The organism is Salinibaculum salinum (genome assembly GCF_037645885.1).
GTDB lineage: Archaea > Halobacteriota > Halobacteria > Halobacteriales > Haloarculaceae > Salinibaculum > Salinibaculum salinum.
The window spans coordinates 36,720-59,963 of record NZ_JBBENW010000009.1; the positions used below are offsets into that span (position 1 = coordinate 36,720).

The 23,244-nt window shown below is 56.6% G+C and carries 20 protein-coding genes and 1 pseudogene; 11 read left to right on the forward strand and 10 right to left on the reverse strand.

The genetic code is table 11. From position 1 onward, the window contains the following. Positions 1–59: 59 nt before the first annotated feature. Positions 60–428 (reverse strand): metal-sulfur cluster assembly factor, encoded by a 369-nt coding sequence (locus WDJ60_RS10935; RefSeq protein WP_340100468.1) that lies wholly within the window; start codon positions 426–428, stop codon positions 60–62. Continuing rightward, the gene (locus WDJ60_RS10940) at positions 425–1,498 is read right to left on the reverse strand and encodes an amidohydrolase family protein (protein WP_340100470.1); all 1,074 of its coding nucleotides are present in this window, start codon (positions 1,496–1,498) and stop codon (positions 425–427) included. Before WDJ60_RS10940 ends, WDJ60_RS10935 begins: the two co-directional genes overlap by 4 nt. Before the next feature lie 402 nt (positions 1,499–1,900). Here WDJ60_RS10940 and WDJ60_RS10945 point away from each other — a divergent pair, with 402 nt between their 5' ends. The 3 genes from WDJ60_RS10945 to WDJ60_RS10955 all read left to right on the forward strand — a co-directional run bounded on the left by WDJ60_RS10945 (position 1,901) and on the right by WDJ60_RS10955 (position 4,577). Continuing rightward, positions 1,901–2,860 carry a malate dehydrogenase gene (locus WDJ60_RS10945; RefSeq protein WP_340100471.1) on the forward strand — a complete coding sequence of 320 codons (960 nt, stop codon included), beginning with the start codon at positions 1,901–1,903 and terminating at the stop codon, positions 2,858–2,860. Between the two features lie 70 nt (positions 2,861–2,930). Continuing rightward, positions 2,931–3,719, forward strand: a complete 789-nt coding sequence (locus WDJ60_RS10950) for a carboxymuconolactone decarboxylase family protein (RefSeq protein ID WP_340100472.1) — start codon at positions 2,931–2,933, stop codon at positions 3,717–3,719. 60 nt (positions 3,720–3,779) lie between these two features. After that, positions 3,780–4,577 carry an enoyl-CoA hydratase/isomerase family protein gene (locus WDJ60_RS10955; protein WP_340100473.1) on the forward strand — a complete coding sequence of 266 codons (798 nt, stop codon included), beginning with the start codon at positions 3,780–3,782 and terminating at the stop codon, positions 4,575–4,577. A 29-nt stretch (positions 4,578–4,606) separates the two neighbouring features. On the opposite strand, the gene WDJ60_RS10960 is transcribed toward WDJ60_RS10955, so the two are convergent. After that, positions 4,607–6,295 carry an acyl-CoA synthetase gene (locus WDJ60_RS10960; protein WP_340100474.1) on the reverse strand — a complete coding sequence of 563 codons (1,689 nt, stop codon included), beginning with the start codon at positions 6,293–6,295 and terminating at the stop codon, positions 4,607–4,609. A gap of 193 nt (positions 6,296–6,488) precedes the next feature. Between WDJ60_RS10960 and WDJ60_RS10965 the strand changes: the two genes are divergently transcribed. After that, a complete protein-coding gene (locus WDJ60_RS10965; protein WP_340100475.1) occupies positions 6,489–7,625 on the forward strand; it encodes an acyl-CoA dehydrogenase family protein in 1,137 nt (378 codons plus the stop codon). Between the two features lie 95 nt (positions 7,626–7,720). After that, complete coding sequence (locus WDJ60_RS10970; RefSeq protein WP_340100476.1) at positions 7,721–8,491, forward strand: SDR family NAD(P)-dependent oxidoreductase; 771 nt, start codon at positions 7,721–7,723, stop codon at positions 8,489–8,491. A gap of 56 nt (positions 8,492–8,547) precedes the next feature. Here the strand turns inward: WDJ60_RS10970 and WDJ60_RS10975 are convergent, their stop codons facing one another. Continuing rightward, positions 8,548–9,006 (reverse strand): peroxiredoxin, encoded by a 459-nt coding sequence (locus WDJ60_RS10975; RefSeq protein WP_340100477.1) that lies wholly within the window; start codon positions 9,004–9,006, stop codon positions 8,548–8,550. Positions 9,007–9,118: 112 nt separating this feature from the next. Between WDJ60_RS10975 and WDJ60_RS10980 the strand changes: the two genes are divergently transcribed. After that, a complete protein-coding gene (locus tag WDJ60_RS10980; protein ID WP_340100478.1) occupies positions 9,119–10,006 on the forward strand; it encodes an HpcH/HpaI aldolase/citrate lyase family protein in 888 nt (295 codons plus the stop codon). A 9-nt stretch (positions 10,007–10,015) separates the two neighbouring features. Here the strand turns inward: WDJ60_RS10980 and WDJ60_RS10985 are convergent, their stop codons facing one another. Next, positions 10,016–10,894, reverse strand: coding sequence for an NAD(P)-dependent oxidoreductase (locus WDJ60_RS10985; protein ID WP_340100479.1), 879 nt, complete (start codon positions 10,892–10,894; stop codon positions 10,016–10,018). A gap of 130 nt (positions 10,895–11,024) precedes the next feature. Between WDJ60_RS10985 and WDJ60_RS10990 the strand changes: the two genes are divergently transcribed. From WDJ60_RS10990 to WDJ60_RS11010, 5 genes are all read left to right on the forward strand, one after another. After that, positions 11,025–11,897 (forward strand): amidohydrolase family protein, encoded by an 873-nt coding sequence (locus tag WDJ60_RS10990; protein WP_340100480.1) that lies wholly within the window; start codon positions 11,025–11,027, stop codon positions 11,895–11,897. An 88-nt stretch (positions 11,898–11,985) separates the two neighbouring features. Continuing rightward, a complete protein-coding gene (locus WDJ60_RS10995) occupies positions 11,986–13,248 on the forward strand; it encodes an MFS transporter (protein ID WP_340100481.1) in 1,263 nt (420 codons plus the stop codon). Positions 13,249–13,317: 69 nt separating this feature from the next. Next, a complete protein-coding gene (locus WDJ60_RS11000) occupies positions 13,318–14,037 on the forward strand; it encodes an SDR family NAD(P)-dependent oxidoreductase (protein WP_340100482.1) in 720 nt (239 codons plus the stop codon). A gap of 36 nt (positions 14,038–14,073) precedes the next feature. Further along, entirely contained in the window at positions 14,074–15,348 is a 1,275-nt protein-coding gene (locus WDJ60_RS11005; protein WP_340100483.1) for an acetyl-CoA hydrolase/transferase C-terminal domain-containing protein, read from the forward strand. Positions 15,349–15,914: 566 nt separating this feature from the next. Continuing rightward, complete coding sequence (locus WDJ60_RS11010; RefSeq protein WP_340100484.1) at positions 15,915–16,907, forward strand: MBL fold metallo-hydrolase; 993 nt, start codon at positions 15,915–15,917, stop codon at positions 16,905–16,907. Positions 16,908–17,019: 112 nt separating this feature from the next. Here the strand turns inward: WDJ60_RS11010 and WDJ60_RS11015 are convergent, their stop codons facing one another. The 5 genes and pseudogenes from WDJ60_RS11015 to WDJ60_RS18835 all read right to left on the reverse strand — a co-directional run bounded on the left by WDJ60_RS11015 (position 17,020) and on the right by WDJ60_RS18835 (position 22,991). Then, the gene (locus WDJ60_RS11015; RefSeq protein ID WP_340100485.1) at positions 17,020–17,499 is read right to left on the reverse strand and encodes a MaoC family dehydratase; all 480 of its coding nucleotides are present in this window, start codon (positions 17,497–17,499) and stop codon (positions 17,020–17,022) included. 37 nt (positions 17,500–17,536) lie between these two features. Next, complete coding sequence (locus tag WDJ60_RS11020) at positions 17,537–19,264, reverse strand: acyl-CoA carboxylase subunit beta (protein WP_340100486.1); 1,728 nt, start codon at positions 19,262–19,264, stop codon at positions 17,537–17,539. A 6-nt stretch (positions 19,265–19,270) separates the two neighbouring features. Beyond that, positions 19,271–21,028, reverse strand: coding sequence for an acetyl-CoA carboxylase biotin carboxylase subunit (locus WDJ60_RS11025; RefSeq protein WP_340100487.1), 1,758 nt, complete (start codon positions 21,026–21,028; stop codon positions 19,271–19,273). Between the two features lie 255 nt (positions 21,029–21,283). Then, complete coding sequence (locus WDJ60_RS11030) at positions 21,284–21,742, reverse strand: MaoC/PaaZ C-terminal domain-containing protein (RefSeq protein ID WP_340100488.1); 459 nt, start codon at positions 21,740–21,742, stop codon at positions 21,284–21,286. A gap of 119 nt (positions 21,743–21,861) precedes the next feature. After that, positions 21,862–22,991: pseudogene (locus tag WDJ60_RS18835) on the reverse strand (IS630 family transposase). Positions 22,992–23,244 lie beyond the last annotated feature (253 nt).

Sequence of the window (23,244 nt, forward strand, 5' to 3'; positions counted from 1 at the left end):
CCCTCAACTCCACTGAGTTGGTTCTACGAACACCCGGAAAGCAACTGGCATCCGGCCGGTTAGTCGTAATAGGGTGTGATACCAGCAGCCTCCATCCGGGAGTGAATCCGTTCTCGACGGGTCTCCCGGACTGTGTTGTCCATTCGGTCCCGAGTCCACAGTTGGTCGGTTACCTGGGCCACCTCGACCGATGTAATTCCTTCGAGGGAACCCACCTTCTGTTTTACGTCGCGCTCGATGTCCGGAGCGTACGTACACCCTGGGGACGTGAGCAAGAGCTTGACGTGGACTGTCTCGTCAGTGACCGTCACATCTTCGACGAGTCCGAGATCGACGATGTTCACTGGGTCATCGGTGAAGCAACTGCACGGGTCCAGAACCTTCGTAAGTTGGTTTCGGACTTGGGCTTCGGCGTACTCCTGCATCATAGGGTCCCACCGGTCGGCGAAATCGATGACCACGGCTCGGGGCGCTGATCTCGCTCTTCTCGCTCCTTTTCCCACTTGTCGCCCTCGATATCTTCTCGGAGCTGGTCCGGATCTTTTCCAAGCATCCGGAGGGCGTTCTCGCCGAGAATCTTGCGCTTTATTTCGTCCGTCAGTGGTGGATATCCGTATCCTTCACGCATGTCTTCAGGGAACTCGAAATCCCAGATTGCCTCGATTATCGGCTGGGGATGGGTGAAGATACAGCCTGTGGCGAGGTTAATATGGTCGGGGCCGGTCCACTTCAGCATCTCACCCAGCACCCAGGCGAACTGCCGCGGTGCCGATATGGCGAGTGCACTCGTCATCTCCAGGTTGGCGTACACGTTTGGATACTTCGCCAACATCCAGATGGTGTCTTCCAGGAAGGCCAGGCCAGCATGGACGATTTCGAAGTTGAGCTCGGGATACTGGCCAGCAACCTCGTCGACATCGTCGATCTTGTAGAAGTCGTTCGGTGTCGGACCGACGGGAACGGACTTGTGGACGCCGACGTTCTCGATACCGAGTTCCACAGCTTTATCGAGTATCTCACGTCCGTTGGTGTCGTTGAGAGCCACACGGAGACCTTCGCCATCTTCGTAGCGGGCCGGATATATCTTGATACCGTCGGCCTGCAGTTCATTCGCGATGTATTCCATCCGGTTGAGTACGTCGTCGGAAAGAGGATTGATCGCCTCGTATATCGCGACCCGATTCGGATTTCGCTCCCGCAGTTCGATACTTTTGTCGGTCCCCAAGAGTCCGTCTTCGAAGTAATCGGTCAGCGGTAACGAGTGGTGAATCGTAAAGTCGACATCGCTCTCTAGGAAGAGTACCCGTTCGATTTCCTCTACTTCGTGGTCTTTGAGGTACTGCTTCTCGGACATAAAGTACTCCTCAGTTTGAAGGATACGAGACAACTGGAATGCGGCCTGACGAAAGCCCCGCCCGCCTTCGTTTATCGGATTTTCTTCCGAGAAGTTGTACGCGTGCGATACTGCATCGACGACCAGGTTATCTTGGTACGTCATAACATAACTGATTAAGTTGAAATGATATAAATCCCCGCATATATAGTATTATTATCATATTCGTCCGAAGACGACTTACGTAGTCCTCCGCTCTGTCGGTGAAGATTTCGTCGTAGTCGATGGTTAGTGAATCGGGGAGGTGTTCCCTGACTGCCTCCGCGCGGGGCTTGTACCCCTCGATGCTCTCGAGCAGGATTTCAGGGTTAACAATCCTGGTCCTCTGCGTACCTGTCGAAGCAATCCGGCAAGTTTAAGCCCTGCATGTCCTCGTTTGGTGCGTCCGGAAGCTGTATTGGAAGAGTCGTACTCCTCTCGAATGGTATCATCGAGGATTTAGAAATCGGTCAGCACACTGGCCTGTGGGACCAATATTTATCAGAATAACCTCCGTCCGTGGACACAATGACTGTAACAATCCTCGGCACGGGAACGATAGGGTCGACAGTCGCGTACACCCTGGCAACGGAGATGCCATCAATGTCTGTTCGACTCACTGATGTCGACGAGGAAAAGAGTCGAGGACACACCATCGATGTCAGGCACTCGAAAGCACACGTGGCACATTCAGTCGGGAACAGAGGAGAGACAGATCAGAGCAGCAACAGCGTTGTCGAGCACGTCTCCCCGGGACCCGGTGCGGTAGACGGTGCGGACTGTATTGTCATGACAGCCAGCGCGCCACGGCCGACGGGTGCCAACCAGCCTGACGGGCGTGAAGCGTGGCTCGAAGACAATCTCGAAATCGTCGAGACGGTCGGAGAGTGGCTACAGCCGAACGACCCCTGCCCCGTCATCGTGGTGTCGAACCCGTTGGACCCGATTACGTACGAGCTCTACCGTCAGTCCGGCTGGCCGTCCAGCTATTTCATGGGGTACTCCCTCTCGGAGACTGCCCGTCTCGCCGATGCACTGGCACGCGAATACGAGGTCTCACACGACGACGTGTACTGTCCCGTTCTCGGGATGCACGGCGAACATATGGTTCCGATATTCTCCCGGGCAACCATTGCAGGCGAGCCGATAGACATCGGCAAGACGAAACGCCAGCAGCTCCTCGACTACGTCCGGGACGTTCCATACGACGTTATCGAGCTTCGCGGCGCAGCCGACTCGTCGCGGTGGGTTACGAGCCGAGGTATCGCGCTGCTCGTCCAGACGCTCCGAGACGGTGGTGTGACAGAGCCTGTCGGACTGTCGACGCCGCTCGATTCAGCGTACGGATTCGAGGGTGTGTCTCTCAGCGTTCCCGTAACGCTCGACAGTACCGGTATCGTCGAAATAATCGAATGGGATCTCTCCGAACAGGAACGGGCACAGATGGACAAGGCCCACCAGGCCGTCGCTTCGATGATTCCTGAGTGAGGGGGAGAGCTATGACCGGCGTGGCAGTCGCTGCGGAATCCTTATTTGGATTGCACGGATTGCTGATGGTATGGGAACACACGACAAGCAGGGAGAATCCCGTTTTCAGGAGTACGACCTCGAGAACAGAGCATACCTCGGCAATCACCTGACGGAACTACAAGAAGCGGACCCGGAGTTTCTCGAAGCATATCTTGACCTCGCAGAGCATCCGTGGGAGGACGGACCGCTTGACCCCAAGGTGAAGGAGTTCGTCAACGTTGCACTGAGTAGTGCGACTACGGCCCTGGATACGACCTCGACACGCGAACACATCGGGCGTGCACTCGACCGTGGAGCCACATTCGAGGAGGTGCTCGAAGTGCTCGAACTCACGAGCATCCTCGGGATGCACTCGGCGACGACGGGCTATCCTATCCTGGCGGAGGAAGCAGAACTTGACGGTGACGATGCGAAAACAGAGGAAATAGAGCAGATACTGGCGGAACTCGAAAAGAACAAGGAGTTCTTCTCGGCGGTGTGGGACGACATTGTGACAATCGTCGAGAACGAACCCGACTACTGGCGCTATCTCTACGGGTTCCTCCGGCATCCGTACCACGACCAGATTCTCGATCCAAAGGTGATGGAGTTCATCTACATTGGTATCGACGTCGGGACGTCCCACCTCTACACCAGCGGTCTCCGGGTACACATCCGGAACGCACTATTGCTCGGTGCAACCCCTGAGGAAATCATGGAAGTGTTCCAGCTAGCGAGTGCCACTGGTATTCAGAGCGTTGCCGAAGGAATGCCCCTGCTGCTCGAGGAAGCCGAGAAGCGGGATGCACTCCCCGACTCTCTTGCTGACGCCAACTGACCGCAATCGGTGGCAGTCACGGAACTTTTATACGAACTGCGGGCCACGTTAGAACGAACCATGGCTAGTGAAACCCCCGACGGGGGATACACCGACATAGCGTACCGTACAGAAGGAAACGTCGCCGAAGTCCTCATCGAACGGGCCGAGAAGGGGAACACGCTCCGGCCGGAGACGATTGACGAAATCGATTCCGCACGAGAGCACGCAGAGGACGCCGATGACATCGGGGCGCTGGTGATTCGGTCGGAGGGTGACCGATTCTTCTCGACGGGTGCAGACCTGAACAGCGTCTTGCCGCTGATAGAAGAGGGCGACTCGGATGGAGTCAGCGAATTCAACGCGAACTGGCACGCGGCGTACCGTCGCATCGAGCAGTCAGACCTCCCGATTATCGCTGCGGTCTCTGGGCAGGCGCTCGCAGGTGGATTCGAGCTCGTGCTCGTCTGTGACCAGGTGGTCGCGACACCCGAAGCTCGCTTCGGGGACCACCACGTCAAGTACAACCTGATTGGTGGTGGCGGGTCGACCCAGCGGCTGCCCCGCATCGTCGGTCCGCGCCGGGCGAAGGAACTCCTCCTCAGCGACAAGACGATTTCCGCAGAAACCGCACGCGAGTGGGGGCTCGTGAATCAGGTCACCGACGAGGATGAATCACTGACCGATGCGGTGATGGATTACGTGGCAGATATCGCCAAACATCACCCGCTCGCGCTCAAGCGGCAGAAACAGCTCGCGAACCAGAGTTTAGAATCTTCCCTGGCGGCTGGCCTCAAACTCGAACAGGAGACGGCGAACGTCCACCTGATGTCGAATGCCGTACAGGAGGGTCTTGCAGAGTTCATGGACCGCGACTAGAAGAGACGAACGAGATTCCGACGGTACTGTCAGTTCGATTCGTCCCAGTCCTGTAGCTTCGTCCGCCGAACTTTGCCGGTGACGGTCAGCGGGAGTTCGTCGACGAACTCGATTTCGCGCGGATACTCGTACTTCGCCAGTTGGTCCTTCGCATGCTGTTTAAGCTCTTCAGCCAGCTCGCTGGACGGTTTGTGGTCGTCGGCGAGTTCCACGAACGCCTTCGGGATTTCACCGCGGACGTCGTCGGGAACGCCGATGACGCCGACGTTGACGACGGCCGGGTGCTCGGCGAGGGTATCCTCGACTTCTTTCGGACCGATGCGGTACCCCGACGAGATGATGACGTCGTCTTTTCGCCCGACGAAGTAGTAGTAGCCGTCCTCGTCGCGCTTCGCGAGGTCGTTCGTGAACAGCCAGCCGTCGTGGAACACCTCCGCCGTCTTCTCGGGTTTGTTCCAGTACTCTTTGAAACACTCCGGGTCGCCCTCGTATTCGACAGCAATTTCGCCTACTTCGTCGACGCCGACGCGCGTCTCGCGGTCGCTCGGGTCGAAGAGGTCGACGTCGATGCGACCCAACGACGGCTTGCCGAGCGACCCCTCGCGTTTCGGATACAACTCCGATATCTCGTTGACGATGTTGACCGCCTCGGTCTGGCCGTAGACTTCTTGCACGACAGCCCCATCGAAGATGTCCTCGGCCCACTCGGTGATGTCGTCACCCAGTGATTCGCCACCCGACCAGATGCTCCGAACGGAGGTCAGGTCGAACTCAGCGGCCCGCTCGGTCTCCTGCATCATCATTCGGAGCGCCGTCGGTGGGATAAAGGACACCGAGATACCGTACGTCTCGATGAGGTCGAACGTTTCGAGAGGGTCGAACTGGCCGGTCGAATTGTAGGCGACGAGCGGACGGCCGTGATAGAGTGTTGTCGCCATCGTCGAAAAGAGTCCGGCGACCCAGGCCCAGGCGGCGGGTGACCAGACGACGTCGGAGTCTTTGATATCGAAATCACAGTAGCTGGCGATGTAGTCTGGGAGCAACCCTAGCACCAGCCGATGGGCGTGGACAGTCCCCTTCGGGTCGCCTGTCGTCCCGCTCGTGTAGATTATCGAGGCAGTTTCGTCGGCGTCTGTTGCAACGGTTTCGAACTCCCGGGAGACAGTCTCCTGAACGTCCCAGAAATCAGCTTCGTTCACTTCGTGGTCTACATCCCCGACCGTCAGGATGGTATCGAGGTCGTCGATGTCGTCTTTGACTTCTCTGAGGGTATCGACGTTCTCGCTGTCGACGAGACAGGCTTTCGCACCGCCGTCTTCCAGTCGGTAGCCGAGCGCATCTGGCCCGAACAGCGAACTGAGCGGAATTGAAATCGCACCGAGCTTCCAGGCGGCGAGGTGAGCCATCGCTGTCTCGGGCTTTTGAGGAATGTTGATACCGATGCGGTCGCCTCGCTCGATACCTTGCTGTCGGAAGTAATTCGCCAGTCGGTTCGTGATGTTGCGCAACTGCCAGTAGGTGTACGTCTCTGGTTCGGAGTCCGTCCCGTCGCCGAAGAGTGCAACCCTGCTCTTGTCTTCGGCCCACCGGTCACACAGGTACGTCGCGAGGTTGAACTGCTCAGGCACCTCGTGTTCGAAGGACTCGACCAGTTCCTCGTAACTCTCCCATTCCTGCTGGTAGAACGTGTACGCCTCTATGTCTGGGACTGATGGCATTGTTGAATGCAACCGTGTAGACCATCATAGTAGTGTCGGCGATTGAATCGGGGAGTCGTATCGAGAGCCAGCGGCAGAACACCACTCGTTCAACCAAATATTTATTACGTCTCAGCCGAGTCTTCTACTATATTCCAGGACAGAGCTAATTCTGTCTTTCTGGATGCAAAATTCGGGTAGACCCACGATAACAATGGATTTCAGCAAATCACCAACGCAGGAAATGGTCAGTGAACAGCTCCGTGAATATATCGAGGACAATGTCGTCGGGGAAACCGAGGACTGGGACTCGGACGAGAACTTCCCCGAAGATGTCTACCAGGACCTGGTCGACATGGGAATCATCGGGACGCTGCTTCCCGAGGAACTTGACGGACAAGGATTCGGTATTCACACCGGCGGCATCATCATGGAAGAACTCGGTCGTGGTGACGTCGGGCTGGCGAACGTGGTCCACAACCAGATTCTCGGAAACGTCACACTGAGCGAGCACGGAAACGAGAAACACAAGGAAATCGCCGCAGAGAACGCACGCGGTGAAACCATGCTCTCCTTCGGACTCACGGAACCAGACCACGGGTCCGACGCGCAGGGTATCGAGACATACGCAGAGAAAGACGGTGACGAGTGGGTTATCAACGGGGAGAAAATCGCTATTACGTGTTCACAGTACGCCGACTACAACATCGCGTTCTGTCGCCTGGGCGATTCGGACGACTTCAGAGCGATTCTCGTCCCACTCGACGCGGATGGTGTCGAAGTGTTGCCATACCACGCAATCGGCACGGCAATCGACGGCTGGGGCCAGGTGTTCTACGACGACGTACGTGTTCCCGAGGAGAACCTGGTTTCGGAGAAGAACGCATTCAGGATTGCGATGGAAACGTTCGACTACACGCGCCCGTGGATTGGGTACCTCTGTATCGGCTGTGCACAGAAGACGGTCGACCAGACAGTCGACTACCTGAAAGACCGGGAAACGTTCGGCGAACCCGTCGCGACCCGGCAAGGCCCGCAGTTCCAGATTGCGGAGATGGAGACGAAACTCGATCTCGCCCGCTTGAAGTGCGACGAGGTTTCCTGGCGGATTGAAAATGACATGGAAGAGACAAAACATGCCGCCATGTCCAAGTGGTACGCCGCCGAAGTGAGTTTCGAGACCGTCAAGGAGTGCACTGTCCTCCACGGCCACTACGGTTACTCGACTGACTCCGGTATCGGCCAGCGGTTCTCCGACATCATGGGCAACGTCATTGCCGATGGGACGCCTCAGATTCTGAAACACATCATCGCCCGGGAGACGTTTGGTCGCGACTACGTCAGCCACTAAACAGCCGGTTTCCAGCGTTTTCAGTCGGTGACGCGACGGTCCTCAGACGTGACGGGGGAAAGTTATTTATCGGTTGGAGCGAATCTTTTGGCAGGATGAAAGAGAAAATCGACCTCAGTAGCGATGTCGCTCTCGTCACGGGAGCGGCGGGCGGTATCGGAAGTGCGGTTGCCGAGGAACTGGCCAAAGAGGGAGCGACGACTGTCGTCACAGACATCTCGACGGAACACGGGACGGACGTCGCGGAACGTCTGGACGACGAGTACGAGGCGACAACTGTCTTCAGACAACTTGACGTGAGTGATTACGCCGACTGTGAGGAGACAATCGATGGGGTAGTCGAGGAGTTCGGCAGCATCGACATCCTGGTGAACGTCGCCGCTGGTGGCCTGCGAGACCACGACGACAATAAGGCGTTCCACGAGACGACTCCCGAGGACTGGCAGATTCAGTACGACGTGACTTTCGGCGGTCCGGTCAATACCTCTCACGTCGCAGTCCAGCACATGATGGACCAGGAAAGTGGCGCGATTGTCAACTTCATTTCCGAGGCCCACAAGGGGCAGGAGCGCGGTGACAACAAACTCTACGCCGCCTCGAAGGCCGGCGTCGCCGGGTTCACGAAGGCACTATCGAAGGAAGTCGGCGAGTTCGACATCAGGGTCAACGGTATCTCACCTGCAGCCACGCGAACCCCCGCAACGGAAGAGTTGATTGACAAGTACGGCGACAAGATGCTGCAAAAGTACGCGCTAAACAGGCTGGGAAAACCGACCGATTCCGCGAACGCCGCCGTCTTCCTCGCCAGCGACGCCGCCGAGTGGATTACCGGCCAGGTCATCAGCGTCAACGGAGGTTACTCGTAATTACAACCGGACTGTTGCGTCGGACTATCCGTCTCTGGGAATCAACTCATGTCACCTCACTCGGACAGGTTGACGACACCATATTCGAGGAGCGCACTGAGTACGTCTCTGGCGTGGCCTTTCGGGTCCACGTCAGTATAGACATCGTATATTTTTCCGTTGACGACGACGAACGTCGTCCGCGTGGTCACTCCACTTCCGCGCCGTTCGACGTCGAACACTTCCGCAACCTCTCCGTCCGGATCCGCGAGCAAATCGAACTCGATGTCGTGTTTGTCCGCGAACGCCCAGTGTGAGTCGACATCGTCGACGGAGACACCGTATACTGACACACCTGCGTCACGATAGGTCTGCAGTTCTTTCCCGAACTCTACTGCTTCGGTCGTACAGCCCGGTGTATCGTCCGCTGGGTAAAAATAGACGACTGTTGGTTCGTTGAACGTGATGGTTCGCTCGGTTCCGTGTTGATTTGACGCTGTTATCGACGGTGCGGAGTCGCCTGAGTTCAGTGACATACCACCTAGTGGACTGGCTCCAGAAAAAAACGTTCGGCCAGCGAGATGAAACCGTGGCGCAAGCCAACAGCTGACCCATAAATATAACTTGGTCGAATCGGACTGTCTGAGTATGTACATGGCACGGTCGATGCTGTACCTACCAGCAGCGAATAGCGACTGGGTTCAGAACACACCCTACGAGACGGATGCCGATGGCGTCATCTTCGACCTGGAAGATGGGACCCACACGTCGAAAAAAGACGAGGCGCGGACACTCGTCAGAGAGTTTCTCGACAATGCCGAGGACATCGACACTGTTCTCACTGTCAGAGTGAACTCCCCGGAGACAGGATTCTTCGAAGACGATGTCGCGGAAGTGGCCCATCCGAATCTGGACGCCATCGTTCTGCCGAAGGTCGACTCCGAGGAGTACGTCGAGTACGCAGACAACGTGCTGACGTACGTCGAACGGCGCCAGGGCATCGACGACGAAATCGACATGTTTCTCCTGCCGGAGTCTGCGTACGGCCTGTACAACCCCTACGAACTCTGCGCAGCCAGCGACCGCGTCGAATCTATCACCGGTGCGACTACGAGGGATGGCGATTTCAACCGCGCACTCGACTACGAGTTCACCAAGGAGGGGCTGGAGTCGCTGTACGCCAGGTCGAACGTGCTCGCGGGAGCGAAGGCAGCGGGTCTCGACCAGGTGCTTTCAGGTGTGTGGACAGATGTGAAAGACAAGGAGGGGCTCAGGGAGCACGCGGAGTTCGGCCGCCAGCTCGGATTCACGGGATACGAAATCATCCACCCCGACCACGCCGAAATCGTGAACGATGTTTTCACGCCCGACGAAGATGAGATGCGCGAGCTACAGGAGATGGTCGATGAACTCGAGGACGCGTTCGACGAGGGGAACAGTGTCATCAGGTGGAACGACGAGATGGTCGACCCGGCCCACTTCAGGACTGCAAAACAGAAGCTCGAACGAGCGAAACAGTACGGCGTCCTCGACTAGGCGACTGCACTACTCCTCGTCAACCATCTTTTCCTCGACGAAGTCGTAGACCCGACTCAGGTCTGTCGGGCCGCCGTAATCGGACTCGACAAAGTGATACAGATGTCTGACGTCAGAGGCGAGCATTCCCGGCGTGCTGTTATCCTCAAAGAATTGGTCGACAAGGCGGAGGTCCTTGTCGGCGATACCGATGCTGCCCTGGATGTCGTACTCTTCTTCGAGGACGTGGACCGGAATAATATATCGCGTCGCCGTGCTGCTGCCGGCACCGTGGTTGATTACTTCGAGTATCTTCTCCCGGTCGAGACCTGCCTGGTGGCCGGCGACGACCGCTTCACACGCCGCGTACAGATTGTTGTACGTCAGATAGTTGTTCAGGAGTTTCACGACGACCCCGTCGCTGGGCCGCTCGCCGACGTGGAAAATTTCGCTGCTGAACGGTTCGAAGAGCGATTCGTGTTCCTCGAATACTTCGCTGGGGCCGCCGACCATGGATGTCAGCTCCCCAGCCCGCTGGTCGCCGCTGGCGGGGGCTCCCAGGAAATTGATGTCGTGGTCGGCCAGCGTCTCCGCGAGTTCGTCCGTCTTATCCGGCAATCCCGTCGTCACGTCGATAATCGTGTCTCCCGGGTCGAGCGTTTCCAGCAGGCCGTCAGTCGCTGTGACGACCGCTTCGACCTGTTCTGGACCGACCAGAACGGTGAAAACAACGTCTGACTCGCGACCGACAGCCGCTGGCGAGTCGGCCGCCTCTGCACCGTCTTCGACGAGTGAATCCATCGCTTCTGTTTGAATATCGTAGACCGTCATCTCGTAGCCGTCGGCAAGCAGGTGCTCGGCAATCGGTTTCCCGAAGTTACCGAGCCCAATGAATCCTATTCGTGTCATGCCTTTTGAAGAACTCCAGTGTCGAGAATAAATCTTTGGGTGGCTCGCACGAAGCAGTCGTTGTGTTCCGGGCGTCGCTCCGGCCACCCAAATCTATAATTGCAGGGGGGACAAACCAGACGAGTGAGTTATGACAGATAGAGACACCCAGATACTAGACGTGCATTCGCACTTCTCGACCGAAGAGGGGTTCGTGTTTCAGGATCCCGATGACTCCGATACGTTCGGAGAGGACTTCGAGATGCGGACGGAAGCAGAGATGGTTGAAGACCTGCAGGAAGCGAACGTCAAGCCGATGCTCGATTTCGGCTTTACCGCAGACGTGCCGGTGGACGAAGCGGCAGAGAAACATGACTACTTCGCGGACATGTACCAGGAGAACCCGGACGCCTTCCTCGGGCTCTGGGCTCAACTCGACCCGCGGCAGGGCGAGGACACCGTCGAAGAGTTCGAGCGGTGTCTCACGAGCCTCGACATGGGAATTACTGGGTTCACCATCAACGGCTCGACGACGAACGTGCCCGCAGACGACGAGCGCTACGACCCGATATACGAACTCTGCCTCGAACACAATGCGCCGGTGCTCATCAACATCGGCTACTCGGGACTCGGTGCCGGCCAGCCCGGCGGCGGCGGTCATCTGGTCGAGTACTGTCACCCGAAATACGTCGACAGAGTGGCTTCGGAGTACCCAGAACTGCAGATTATCGCCGGGCGTCCCGGATGGCCCTGGCAGGGCGAGGCAATCGCGTCACTGCTTCACAAATCGAACATCGCCGGCAACGAACTCCACGGCTGGCGGCCGAAGTACTATCCTGACGAACTCCAGTACGACATCGGCCGCCGCCTGCAAGGAAAAGTGATGTTCGGGGGTGACTACCCGCTCATCGACTACGAGACACTGCGCGAAGACTGGGAAGAGATGGACATCAGCGACGACGTGCGGGACAAAGTGTTCCACGAAAACGCCGAACGAGTCCTCGGACAGTTCGGGGATATCTGAGTAGCAGAGGACCCTTCTTTGATGATACAGCGAGTCGAATCTGCCTATATAACTACTCGCCGCGAGGTGCAGTAGAGCGGGAGAGAGAGTGTTTTCACTCACATTACTCTTCGGTGACGAAGCGCCAATACTCCGGGAGACGAATTTCCAGTTTTTATTATTGGCGACGCTGCTTCCAGTGCTCGGCACAGCGTTAGTGTCTCCAGTTCTCGACTCGTTGATCGGCCCGCTTGGGGCGTCCACCGCCACAATCGGGTGGATGATTTCGGTCTTTACTGCGCCAGCGATCGTGATGATTCCATTGGCAGGGATACTTGCTGATCGGTACGATCGGAAAGCAATTCTCGTGCCCTCGATAACCCTCTTTGGACTGAGCGGGGTCGGCATCGCGTTCACGACTGATTTTCGTCTCGTGTTGGTCTTGCGTCTCCTCCAGGGAGTCGGGTTTGCTGGCATCAATCCTATTATTATTACGATTCTCGGTGATCTGTACACGAGTGGAACGGAAGAGACTGCGCAAGGGATTCGACTGTTGACATCCGGTCTCAGCGGTGGGCTATTTCCGTTGTTTGCCGGACTGTTAGTCGTCTTCGCGTGGCAATATCCGTTCCTGCTATACGCTGTGGCCTTCCCGATTGCGATCGGCATGTTTCTGTGGTTCGACGAACCGACAACTGCTGATTCGTCTCTCAGTACGGATGGTGGTGTTGGGGGTGACGGATCAGAATCGTACACCCGTGCACTGTGGCGACTGAGTCGGCAGCGCCGAGTGCTTGCGATGGTCGCTGCCCGGGCGCTGATGATACCGGTTTTCATCGGGTTCATCACCTACAACTCACTCATCGTCGTCCGCCTCCTGGGAGGAACTCCCATACAGGCAGGAGTTCTGACTGCAGTCGTGTACTTTTCGTTTGCCCTTTCGGCGAGCCAGGCCGGTCGTATTTCAGCAGCCTTCGACAGCCGACTGTATCCTCTTCTTGGTGCGAACGTTTGCCTGGGCTTCGGGTTTGTCATCGTCCTATTCGCTCCCGGGATTGTTTTAGCGACTGTGGGCACCGCGATATTAGGTCTCGGCTTCGGTATCGTCGGTGCGCTCTATCGGAGCATTATCACTGGTCTGGCACCAGTATCACTCCGGGCTGGTCTAGTGAGCCTCTCCGAAGCTGGTGGACGGGTGACAGCCACGCTCACGCCGCCGTTTATTGGGGCTGTCGTCACTATCGCATCGCCAGTGGTCGGATTTGAGTCCGCACTTCAACTCGCTGGGCTTCTCATCGCAATTCTTGGTGGCGGTGGAGGGATCATTTGCATCCTCGTCGCGAGTGGCTCCGCGCCGGTGTCGATCGACTAAAGCAAAACAGGTATCGGTTGTGTGTCCGGTGGCACCACATTTATCATGATACCCCGAATCAGTAGGAGTATGGTCAGAACAGCACTGGTAACGGGCGGCAGTGGCGGAATTGGCTCTGAATGCGTTCGAGAACTCTCCACGGACCACAACGTCGCGTTCCAGTACTACTCGAACGAGGAAGCGGCAGAGGAACTGGTCAACGAACTCGGCGACGATGGTGATACTGACGTCCTGCCCGTGCAGGCAAACATCACTGACGAAGACGACGTCACGGAGATGGTCTCGACAGTCGAAGACGAACTCGGCTCTCTCGACATTCTCGTCAACAGTGCAGGAATCATGAAGGGACAGGGACTCGACGATCTCTCTCCAGGCGACATCAAGCAGACGATTTCGATAAATCTCGTCGGGACTATTCTGTGTACCCGCGAGGCACTCCCGGTCATACTGGAGAGCGACCGGGGCCATATCATCAACGTATCGTCGACAGCCGGCACGCACGGCAGCCACGGTGACCCAGTGTACGGTGCCTCGAAGGGCGGACAGGTTGCGTTTACTCGCTCGCTGGCTAGCGTTTACACGAAAGAAAACGTTTTCACTAACGCCGTCGCGCCCGGAGCAGTGGAAACAGAAATGTTTCCGGAGGAGTGGGTCGAGGGCGTCGAGAAGGGATATCCCCTCGGGCGACTGATTCAGCCCGAAGAAGTCGCAGAGGCAGTCGTGTTTCTCACAAAGACCACCAGCATCTCTGGGGAGATACTCGAGATTGATCAAGGGAAACTGCTGTGAGTCTGAGTAGACTGTCACGCAGCAGATAGGAAACGCATGAACGATCTTCAATTTCAAGACGGTGACGTGGTGCTTCTGGCCGGCTATACCTGTGGTCGAACCCTCGAAGCGGTCGCAGCGAGCGATGCTGCGGTGACGGTACTCGTTGCAGGTCCTACCTTCGATCGCGAATATGCGGGAGTAAGTATCGAGCAATTCACTCGAACGACGCCGACTGCGGAGGTCAAGATGCTGGCTCCACAGGGTAGTGCGCGGTCACTCGTGAACGACGGGGAAGCAGCTTACATCCCATCGCGCTCGCCCGACCAGACGGATATCGTCCGCATGATACTCGACCAGGCCACCCGTGTTGTCGGTGCCTGCGAAACGTCACCACCGCGTGATGGGTCCCTCACGCCTGGTGCCTGTGGACTGCTCGTTCCGACGATGGTGGAAAAGACCGATATTACCATCGCTGAGATTAACCAGAACGCACCACGGTTGCCGGGAATGTCGTTTCGAGCGGAGCAGTTCGACCTGCATCTCGAGGCGACGTGTGACCTCCCGTATATCGACCCGCCCGAAATAGATGCAGTGACCCGGCGGGTCGGTGAGAACGTCGCACGGCTCGTTCCCGAGGGGGCGACACTCGAAATTGGAATCGGCCGTCTTCCGGCAGCAGTCGCGCGTTCGCTGGACGACCGCACCGGCCTGGGTTTGCACGGTGGGTTCGTGAGTTCTGCGGTCCGATCGCTCGTCGAGTCGGGGATGGTAACGCGTGGCAGTTCGGTTGCAGAACCTGACCCTGACTGTCCGCTCGGTCGACCATTGCTTGCCACAGCAATACTGGGAACTAATTCCTCGTTCTACGAGTGGCTGGAGCGCTCACACGTCGTGGCGGTCGACACGATGCGGCGAACGTCTGACCCGGCACTGGTCGGCACGAACCCGAAATTTACGCCCATCAACGGTGCGTTACAGGTCGATATTGAGGGCCAAGTCAACGCAGAGCGAATCGGAACGCGACAGGTGAGCATTCCCGGCGGCCAACCAGCATATCTCCGGGCCGCACGCCGGAGTGACGGCGGAACGTCTATCGTAGCTCTGACGAGTACGGTCCCTGATGGCTCGTCAAAAATCGTTTCGTCCATTTCTGACGCTGGAGTGGTGACGACGCCACGGGTCGATGCCGACCACGTCGTCACCGAACACGACACCGCAATACTGTTTGGCGAGACCGTCTCCAGTCGAACTGACAAACTTATTTCGCTCGCACCACCGAACGAAAGAGATCGTCTGCGAGAGACTGCCCGGAAGCGGGGAATACTGTAGCAACTGCCATCCTATAGAGCGACGCAGGAACGCGAAAGACGTCGGCACGAGCTATTCTTGAGAATGTTTGGCATTGCCGAACGGATTTCACCCAGCCCTGATTTCGTTGGTAGTTTTTGTGCCACTGGCTGTCACCGATCTTGAAAAGTCTGAACGGAGGCGCCCACATGCCGTGCTTAGAGGCGTGACAGTGCAGCATTCAACCATATAACTCTTAAATTCGGCTATTCCGAACATGTATACGAGGCTTCAAGGAGAAAATCGCCTATTTTGAACTGCCTGGTATTATTGTGTGTTACATTTTCCCGACCATTACGGACATATGGCTGTAATTAAATTTGAATTGTCGCAGCATGTCCTCCAGTATTGAATTTCTACTCTCAGCTCTCTTCGTCTACTAGTCTCTCCAGGGCCTTTGAATGATATCGAAACCATATATATTCGGCATATCCGAACTAGTATCACTCTTATATTCATACAGTCAGGAACAGCTCAACCAGGTCCGGTATGCCGGCAGCGCGTCCTATCAGAGTAACACCTTTCTGAGTCGCCGGTGTGGATGGAGTATGGAACGGTTATCGCTTACTAACACTGCCTTCGAGGGTAATAACAATGTCTACCTCTTCGACGACGGACCGGAGACGGTCCTCATCGACGCTGGAGATTGGGACGAGTCGACGAAGGACAAACTGCGGGCGGAACTCGACAGCCACCAGATCACTTTTGCGGACATCGACAGGATCTTTCTCACTCACTGGCACCGCGACCACACGGGGCTTGCGGGCTATATTCAGGGAGAAAGCGGAGCCAGTGTCCACGTCCACGAACGGGATGCGCCACTCGTCCGCGGCGACGAGGACGCTGTGACAGCCCTCCAGAATCTGCAAGATGGTTACTTCGAGGACTGGGGAATCCCCACAGACGACCGCCACTCCTTGCGAGAGATACTAAACACGATACAGCATGCAGTGACACCGCCGTCGGTCGATACGTTCACTGACGGCGACGTGTTCACGTTCAATAGCCATGAGATGACCGTCGTCCACACGTCGGGACACGCCGACGGGTTGTGCATCTTCGAGATGACTCTCGATGGCGAATCCGTCGTGTTCTCTGGTGACGCTCTTTTGCCAGAATACACGCCGAACGTGGGCGGCGCAGACGTTCGCGTCGAGCAACCGTTACCGAAGTATCTGCAGGCGCTACAGCGGATTGCCGACGCTGACTACGAGTGTGCCTATCCCGGCCACCGGGAGCCGATAGCCCAGCCCACACGACGCGCCGACGAAATCATCGCACACCATCACGAGCGCGCGATAAATGTACTCACTGCAGTACAAAAGCACGCGCCATGTGACACCTGGACCGTGAGTCTCGAACTATTCGGGTCTCTCGAGGGCATCCACGTATTGCACGGCCCAGGCGAATCGTACGCTCACCTCGAGGCACTCGAACGGCAGGGAGCAGTCGTGCGCGAGGGCACAACCTACCGGTTGACAGACTTCGGTACCGACCTCCTGAGCCAGTCCGACCACGATCAGTTTACGGTAGACTACTGATTACTTCACTTACCGTCGTGACGCACATCTGTGTAAAATTGGCAAAAATGTACTGTCGAAGCGATGTGAACAACGGTGGCAGCGATACGAGTTCGGCCGTTATTAGCCCACTCTACGCTGACTCTGACTTGCTGTTGTTATTGACAACGAGAGCGGTCCGGTCGAATTCACAGACCAGCGGTTCGTCCGAAGCATCACCATCCACTTTGAACACTTCGACGTGCATCGTGACGGTTCCCCGCTCACCGTCGCTGGTCTCGCGTTTGTCTGTGACTGTCGACTGCACCCGAATCGTATCGCCGTGAAACACAGGGTTCGGATGCTCGACGTTGTCGTACGAAAGGTTGGCAACGGCCGTCCCATCAGTCGTATCGGGAACGGTTAACCCGACAGCGAGACTCATCGTGTAGAGTCCGTTGACCAGTCGCTCTCCGAACTGTGTCTCGGCGGCGAAGGCCGCATCTAAATGAAGCGGCTGCTGGTTCATCGTCATATCACAGAACGCCTGGTTGTCCGCCTCGGATACAGTCCGGCGTTTGTCGTGTTCGATAGTCTCTCCGACTTCGAATTCCTCGTAGTATTTTCCAGTCATGGTTTTCTCAGTGTTTGATTGGAAGCGATGGGGTCGTTCAGAGAACCGTCCCGTGTTTCTTGTCCGGGCGGTCCTTCTCGACGCCCTCGTAGAACGCAAAGCGATTCACCAGTTCCTTGCGGAGCGTGCTGGGTGGGACGATATCGTCGATGACGACTTCGCTGGCCATCCGGTGGATGTCGATATCCTCGCGGTACTCCTCGCGGAGTTCCTGCTCTTTTTGTTTACGTTCGTCTTCGTCTTCGATATCGTTGAGCTTTCTGGCGTAGACGGCGTTAATCGCGGCTTCGGGCCCCATGATGGCTATTTCACCAGAGGGGAGTCCAATCGTAGATTCCGGATCGTATGCAGGACCGGACATCGCGTAGATGCCCGCGCCGTAGGCTTTGCGGACGACCACGCACTGTTTCGGGACCGTTGCCGACGACGTGGCGTAAATCATCTTCTTGCCCTTCTCCAAGATCGCCTCCTTCTCGACGCTGGAGCCGGCCATGAAGCCGGGCGTGTCTGCCAGATACAGCAACGGAATGTTGTAGGCGTCGCACTTCCAGACGAACTGGGCTGCTTTTTCGGCGGAATCGGGGAAGATAGCGCCCGCACGCTGGGCTGGCTGGTTGGCGACGATACCCACCGGCCGCCCGTCGATGCGAGCAAATCCGGTCAGAATCTCCTTCCCGTAGTCGGGCTGGAGTTCGAACCAGGAGTCGGCGTCGACGACCCGGTCGATGATGTCTGTCATGTCGTAACCGCGATTCGGTGCCTGCGGAATCACACCGTCGATACCCTCTGGCGAACTCGCAGGGGCCGTTCCATCAGTCTGTGGCGGCTTTTCGTCGCTGTTGTCCGGCAGGTAGCTGGTTAGCTTCGAGACGAGTTCGCGGGCGTGTTCCTCGTCGTCTGCCACCAAATCGGCACTCCCGGAGTGTTTGGCGTGGACGTCCGGCCCACCCAGGTCCTGCATGTCGATATCCTCGCCGGTGACCATCTTGACCATTCGCGGACTGGCGATGGCCATCGCAGACATATTTCGGACCATGACGGTGAAATCAGCGAAGACGGGTGTGTACGCCGCCCCGGCGATGCTCGGTCCGTAGAGGACACAGATTTGCGGAACCCGGCCCGAGAGCAGCGAGTGGTTGTAGTAGTACTTCCCGATGCCCTCACGGTTGGCGAAAAAGCCCGATTGCTGGTCGATGCGCCCGCCGGAAGAGTCCATCAGGTAGATGACTGGCTGGCCGGTCTTCATCGCGCGCTGTTGCATCCGGAGGAACTTCTCGACGCCTTTCGCGGCCATGCTCCCCCGTTTGACCGTGTAGTCGTTGGCCATGAAGTGGACGTCGCGCCCGTCGAACTCCGCTGCGCCGGTGATGAGACCATCGGCGGGCAACTTGTCCTCGGCGTCGAACTCCGCGAACTTCCCGTCTTCGAACAGCAGGCCGTCGTCACCGAACCACAGGTCCATGCGGTCCCGAACGAACTTCTTTCCCTGGTCAGGCAACTGATCCTTGTACTTTTCGTGCCCGCCGAGTTCTATCTCTTCTATTTCCTTCCAGAGTTCTTCCTCGCGCTCCGTTGGACCGAGATCTTCCTGTGGAGGTGAGGTGTCAGCACTCGCTTCTTCCGGGGGTGATTCGTAGTCGGCACTGGTAACTTCGGTCCCGTCTTTGTCTGTGACCGTCACGTCATCTTCGAACTGTGCGGCCAGCGCCTGTGCAATTGCCTGTGCCTGCTCTTCGGTCGTCTCGGTGGAAACTCGGATTTTCATTGGTAGTCACTCCAGGACGATGAGGGTGTCACCCATATCGACGGAGTCGCCTTCGGCAATCGGGATGTCGGCAACCGTCCCGCTTGTCGATGCAACGACGTCGTTTTCCATTTTCATCGCTTCGAGGACGCAGACGACGTCACCCTGATCGACTTCGTCTCCTTCCGACACTTTGACCGAAAGGATTGTCCCTTGCATCTCGGCAGCGATGGCTCCAGCCGCCTGTTGGCTGGCACTATCGCCGCTAGAACCGGTCTCGGCACCTGTTCCCGCCGCTGCTGTGCTCTTGAGGTCGCCCTCGACCAGCACGTCGAATTTTTTGCTATCGACTTCGACAGTCATCTCGTGGGTGGCAGCCGCCGTATTACCCGTTGCTGGTCCGGGTTCGCTGCCCCACTGCTCGACTGCTGCGGCGATGTCTTCCTCGTCGAGTTCTTCGTCGAGATACTTTGTCGTGTGCTCCCCGGCGACAAACACGTCGTCGTCAAGCATCATTCGGTGGAAGGGAATCGTCGTGTGGACGCCTTCTACTGTGAAGTGCTTGAGTGCGCGCTTCGAGCGCTCGAGACACTGCTCGCGGTCGGGTGCGTCAACAATGAGTTTACCGATCATCGAATCGTAGTCGCCGCCGATCTCGTCGCCCTGATTGATTGCGTGGTCTAGGCGGATACCGATACTACTCGGGGGGTTGTACGTCTCCAGTAATCCGGGCATCGGTGTAAAGTCGTTTGCCGGATTCTCTGCATTGATACGGTACTCGATGGCGTGTCCTTCTATTTCGACGCTTTCCTGGTCGAAGGCCAACTCCTCCCCAGCAGAAACGAGAATTTGCCAGCGGACGATGTCGAGTCCAGTGACTTCCTCTGTGACGGTGTGTTCGACCTGAATACGAGTATTAACCTCCATAAAAAAGAACTCGCCGTCTTCGACGAGGAACTCAACGGTGCCAGCGTTGGTATACTCTGCTTCGCTGACGCCACGGCGTGCCGCTTCACCAATCTGTTCCCGGAGTTCATCCGACAGAGCGGGACTCGGTGCTTCCTCAATTACCTTTTGGTGTCGACGCTGGAGGGAGCACTCGCGTTCTCCGAGATGCCGGACGTTGCCGTGTTCGTCTGCGAGTACCTGTACCTCGATGTGTTTCGGAGCTTCGAGGTATTTTTCGACGTACACTGAGTCATTCCCGAAGTACGCATCTCCCTCTCGCTTTGCACTTTCAAGTGTATCTTCGACGTTCTCCTCACTGTGCACAATCTTCATTCCACGGCCGCCACCGCCCCCCTCGGCCTTGATCGCGATTGGATAGCCGTACTTGTCTCCGAGCTCGCGGACCTCCTCGACACTCTCAACCGGTTCATTCGTGCCAGGGACGACAGGGACATCGGCTTCAGTCATTATCGAACGCGCCTTCGTTTTCTCTCCGAGTTGCTCCATGGCATCGCTGGGTGGGCCGATCCACGTCAGACCGTCCGTCTCTTCGACTCGGCGAGCGAACCCGGCGTTCTCGGCGAGAAACCCGTAGCCGGGATGGATGGCATCGGCGTCGGCCTGTCGTGCTGTCTCGATAATTGTTTCCTGGTCGAGATACGATTCACTAGCAGGTGCCGGTCCGACGTTGTACGCCTCGTCAGCGTAATTAACGTGGCCGGTATTGCGGTCCGCTTCGCTATAAATGGCGACGGTATCGACCCCAAGTTCTTCGCAAGCGACCATTATTCGAACAGCGATTTCACCACGGTTTGCGACTAGTATCTTATCAAACATGAGTATTCAATTGGATTCAGTGTTCAATCGATTTTCGCGTCTACCTGCTTCGGTGATCAGAATTCCAGCTACTCGGCGACCCACGGCCAGAATGTCCCTCTGTGCGCGCATGTCAGTAATCCTCATTTCTTATGGCTCTCCGAGTGTATTTGTACCTTTTGCTACGTATGGTGAGGTGTCTCGCAGTTGCTCTTCGCAGATAGGCTGGTCGGATGGACTAGAATGTTTCGTCTCTCCGATCTGAGCTTGCGATATTCACTCGAAATCGTTATTCCGTCTGACAATTCCGTGTGCGATGACAGACATAACTTCTCGGTCCCCAACAAAGACACGAGGGTAGAAATCAACATAACCCCGGTCTGTTCGACTCTCTGAGAGGTTCTTGTCGGTAATCTCCATTTGTACGTAAAGTGTATCTCCCGGATACACGGGTTCGTCGAATCGAAGTTCATCCATCCCCCAGCCGCCCATGAGGGCGACTGATTCCTCACCCTGGAAAATATCGGTTGTGTACAATCGGACCGTCAGACACAGCGTGTGAAGGCCGCTGGCGATAATCTCCCCAAACATCGACTCTTGTGCGGCCGCTTCGTCGACGTGGAATGGCTGTGGGTCGAACTGTTCCGCGAATGTGATTATTTCCTCTTTGGTTATTGTGTAACTATCTGTTTTGTAGATCTCACCGACCGTCAAATCTTCATAATAAATGGTCATATCTGAACGTCTCCCAGTACTCAATTAAATCAACCGATTGTTGGCGCGGTCCCAAACGTATAGTCATGGAAACTCATGACTTGTTATATGTTGTTCTTTTCATACTTCCTAGTGTTGCTTCAAGCGTCAGTTGAGACGGGATATAGCCTGCGCAGTTTGATGCGTGCGTCGTCGGTTGTGAACTGCCAGTCTATGAATATGTCCGCTTCGTTTCGACTCTGTTCCCACGCAGCGACCTCCGAACGGAGTGTCGCTGCGTAGGGAATTCGGCGGTCGAGACACTGAGACGAGAGTGCGCTGAGTTTGATTTCTGCCACATTGAGCCAACTACCGTGCGGTGGAGTAAAGTGAAACTCAAGTTTCTCCAGCAGTCGGCGAGCTTCCGTCGGCGGGAGAAACTCGTAGAACGCGTACTCGGTGTGGGTACTGAAGTTGTCAAGTACTACCCGAATGTGCTCTGCATCCGGGTAGTGCACATCAACGAGTTGGCGCATTTGCTCGACAAATTTGACTTTGGTTCGCTTCTTGGTCACATCGAGGTGGAGCCAGCCGACCAACGGTTCGCTAATCATGAAGATGTTGCGCGTACCGGCTCGTCTGTACGTGTAATCGGTTCGAGCGACCGCTCCCGTGCGGTTCGGGAGCGGGTCGCGGACGTGAGTGAGGAGTTGTTTGTTGGTTTCGTCGAAGCAGACGACTGGCCGCGTTTCATCGTATGGCTCGTGATAGAGGGCGAGAACATCCTCCATCTGGCGGACGAACTTGGGGTTTTGCTCAGGAGGTATCACCCACCGGGTGGCTCGGTGAGGCTGCAGTTCGTTTTTTTTTTAGAATCTGTTGAATGGTCTCATGTGAGATCGACTCAACGTCGATTTCATCAAGGATGACAAGTGTGTCTGCGAGGTGGTGAAGTGTCCAGCGAGCGCGCCCTTCGGGCGGTTCGCTGCACGCCAACGCAATCAAGTGAACCTGGGCGTAACCATTAAGTTTGCGTGCTAGAAACGATCTGGTTTCTTCCGTTCGATGGCGCCGAGACGTTGGCGAGAAAAGCGCTCACGCGTGCGCTGGACGGTGCGCGGCCACAGTCCAGCGCGTCAGCGATTTTCGGATCGCTCCATCCTTCGTCGGACTTCAACAGAATACGTGCTCGGGTGAGTTTTTGAGCACTGTGGTTGCCAGCTGAAACCAGTGCTTCGAGTTCTGCACGCTCTGCCTCAGTCAACTCGACGTAATACAGCTTTCTGCACATAGGCCTGTTCTAAAGGTCGTTCAGCGACTTAACGCTATCATATCATGCTTGAAGCAACAATAGACCGTGCCTCAAACACCCTTTGAAAGAAGCCGTCTACAACCTGCTCTCTTGGGTTCGAGACAACGATTACCGAGATGTCGATGATCTCATGGAAGAGATCGACCACCTCTTCGTTCACTCAACTGCTGACGCTATGTGCGAAGCTGAGATTATGAGAAAAGAATAGTATTCACCTATCGTGGTCTTTGAA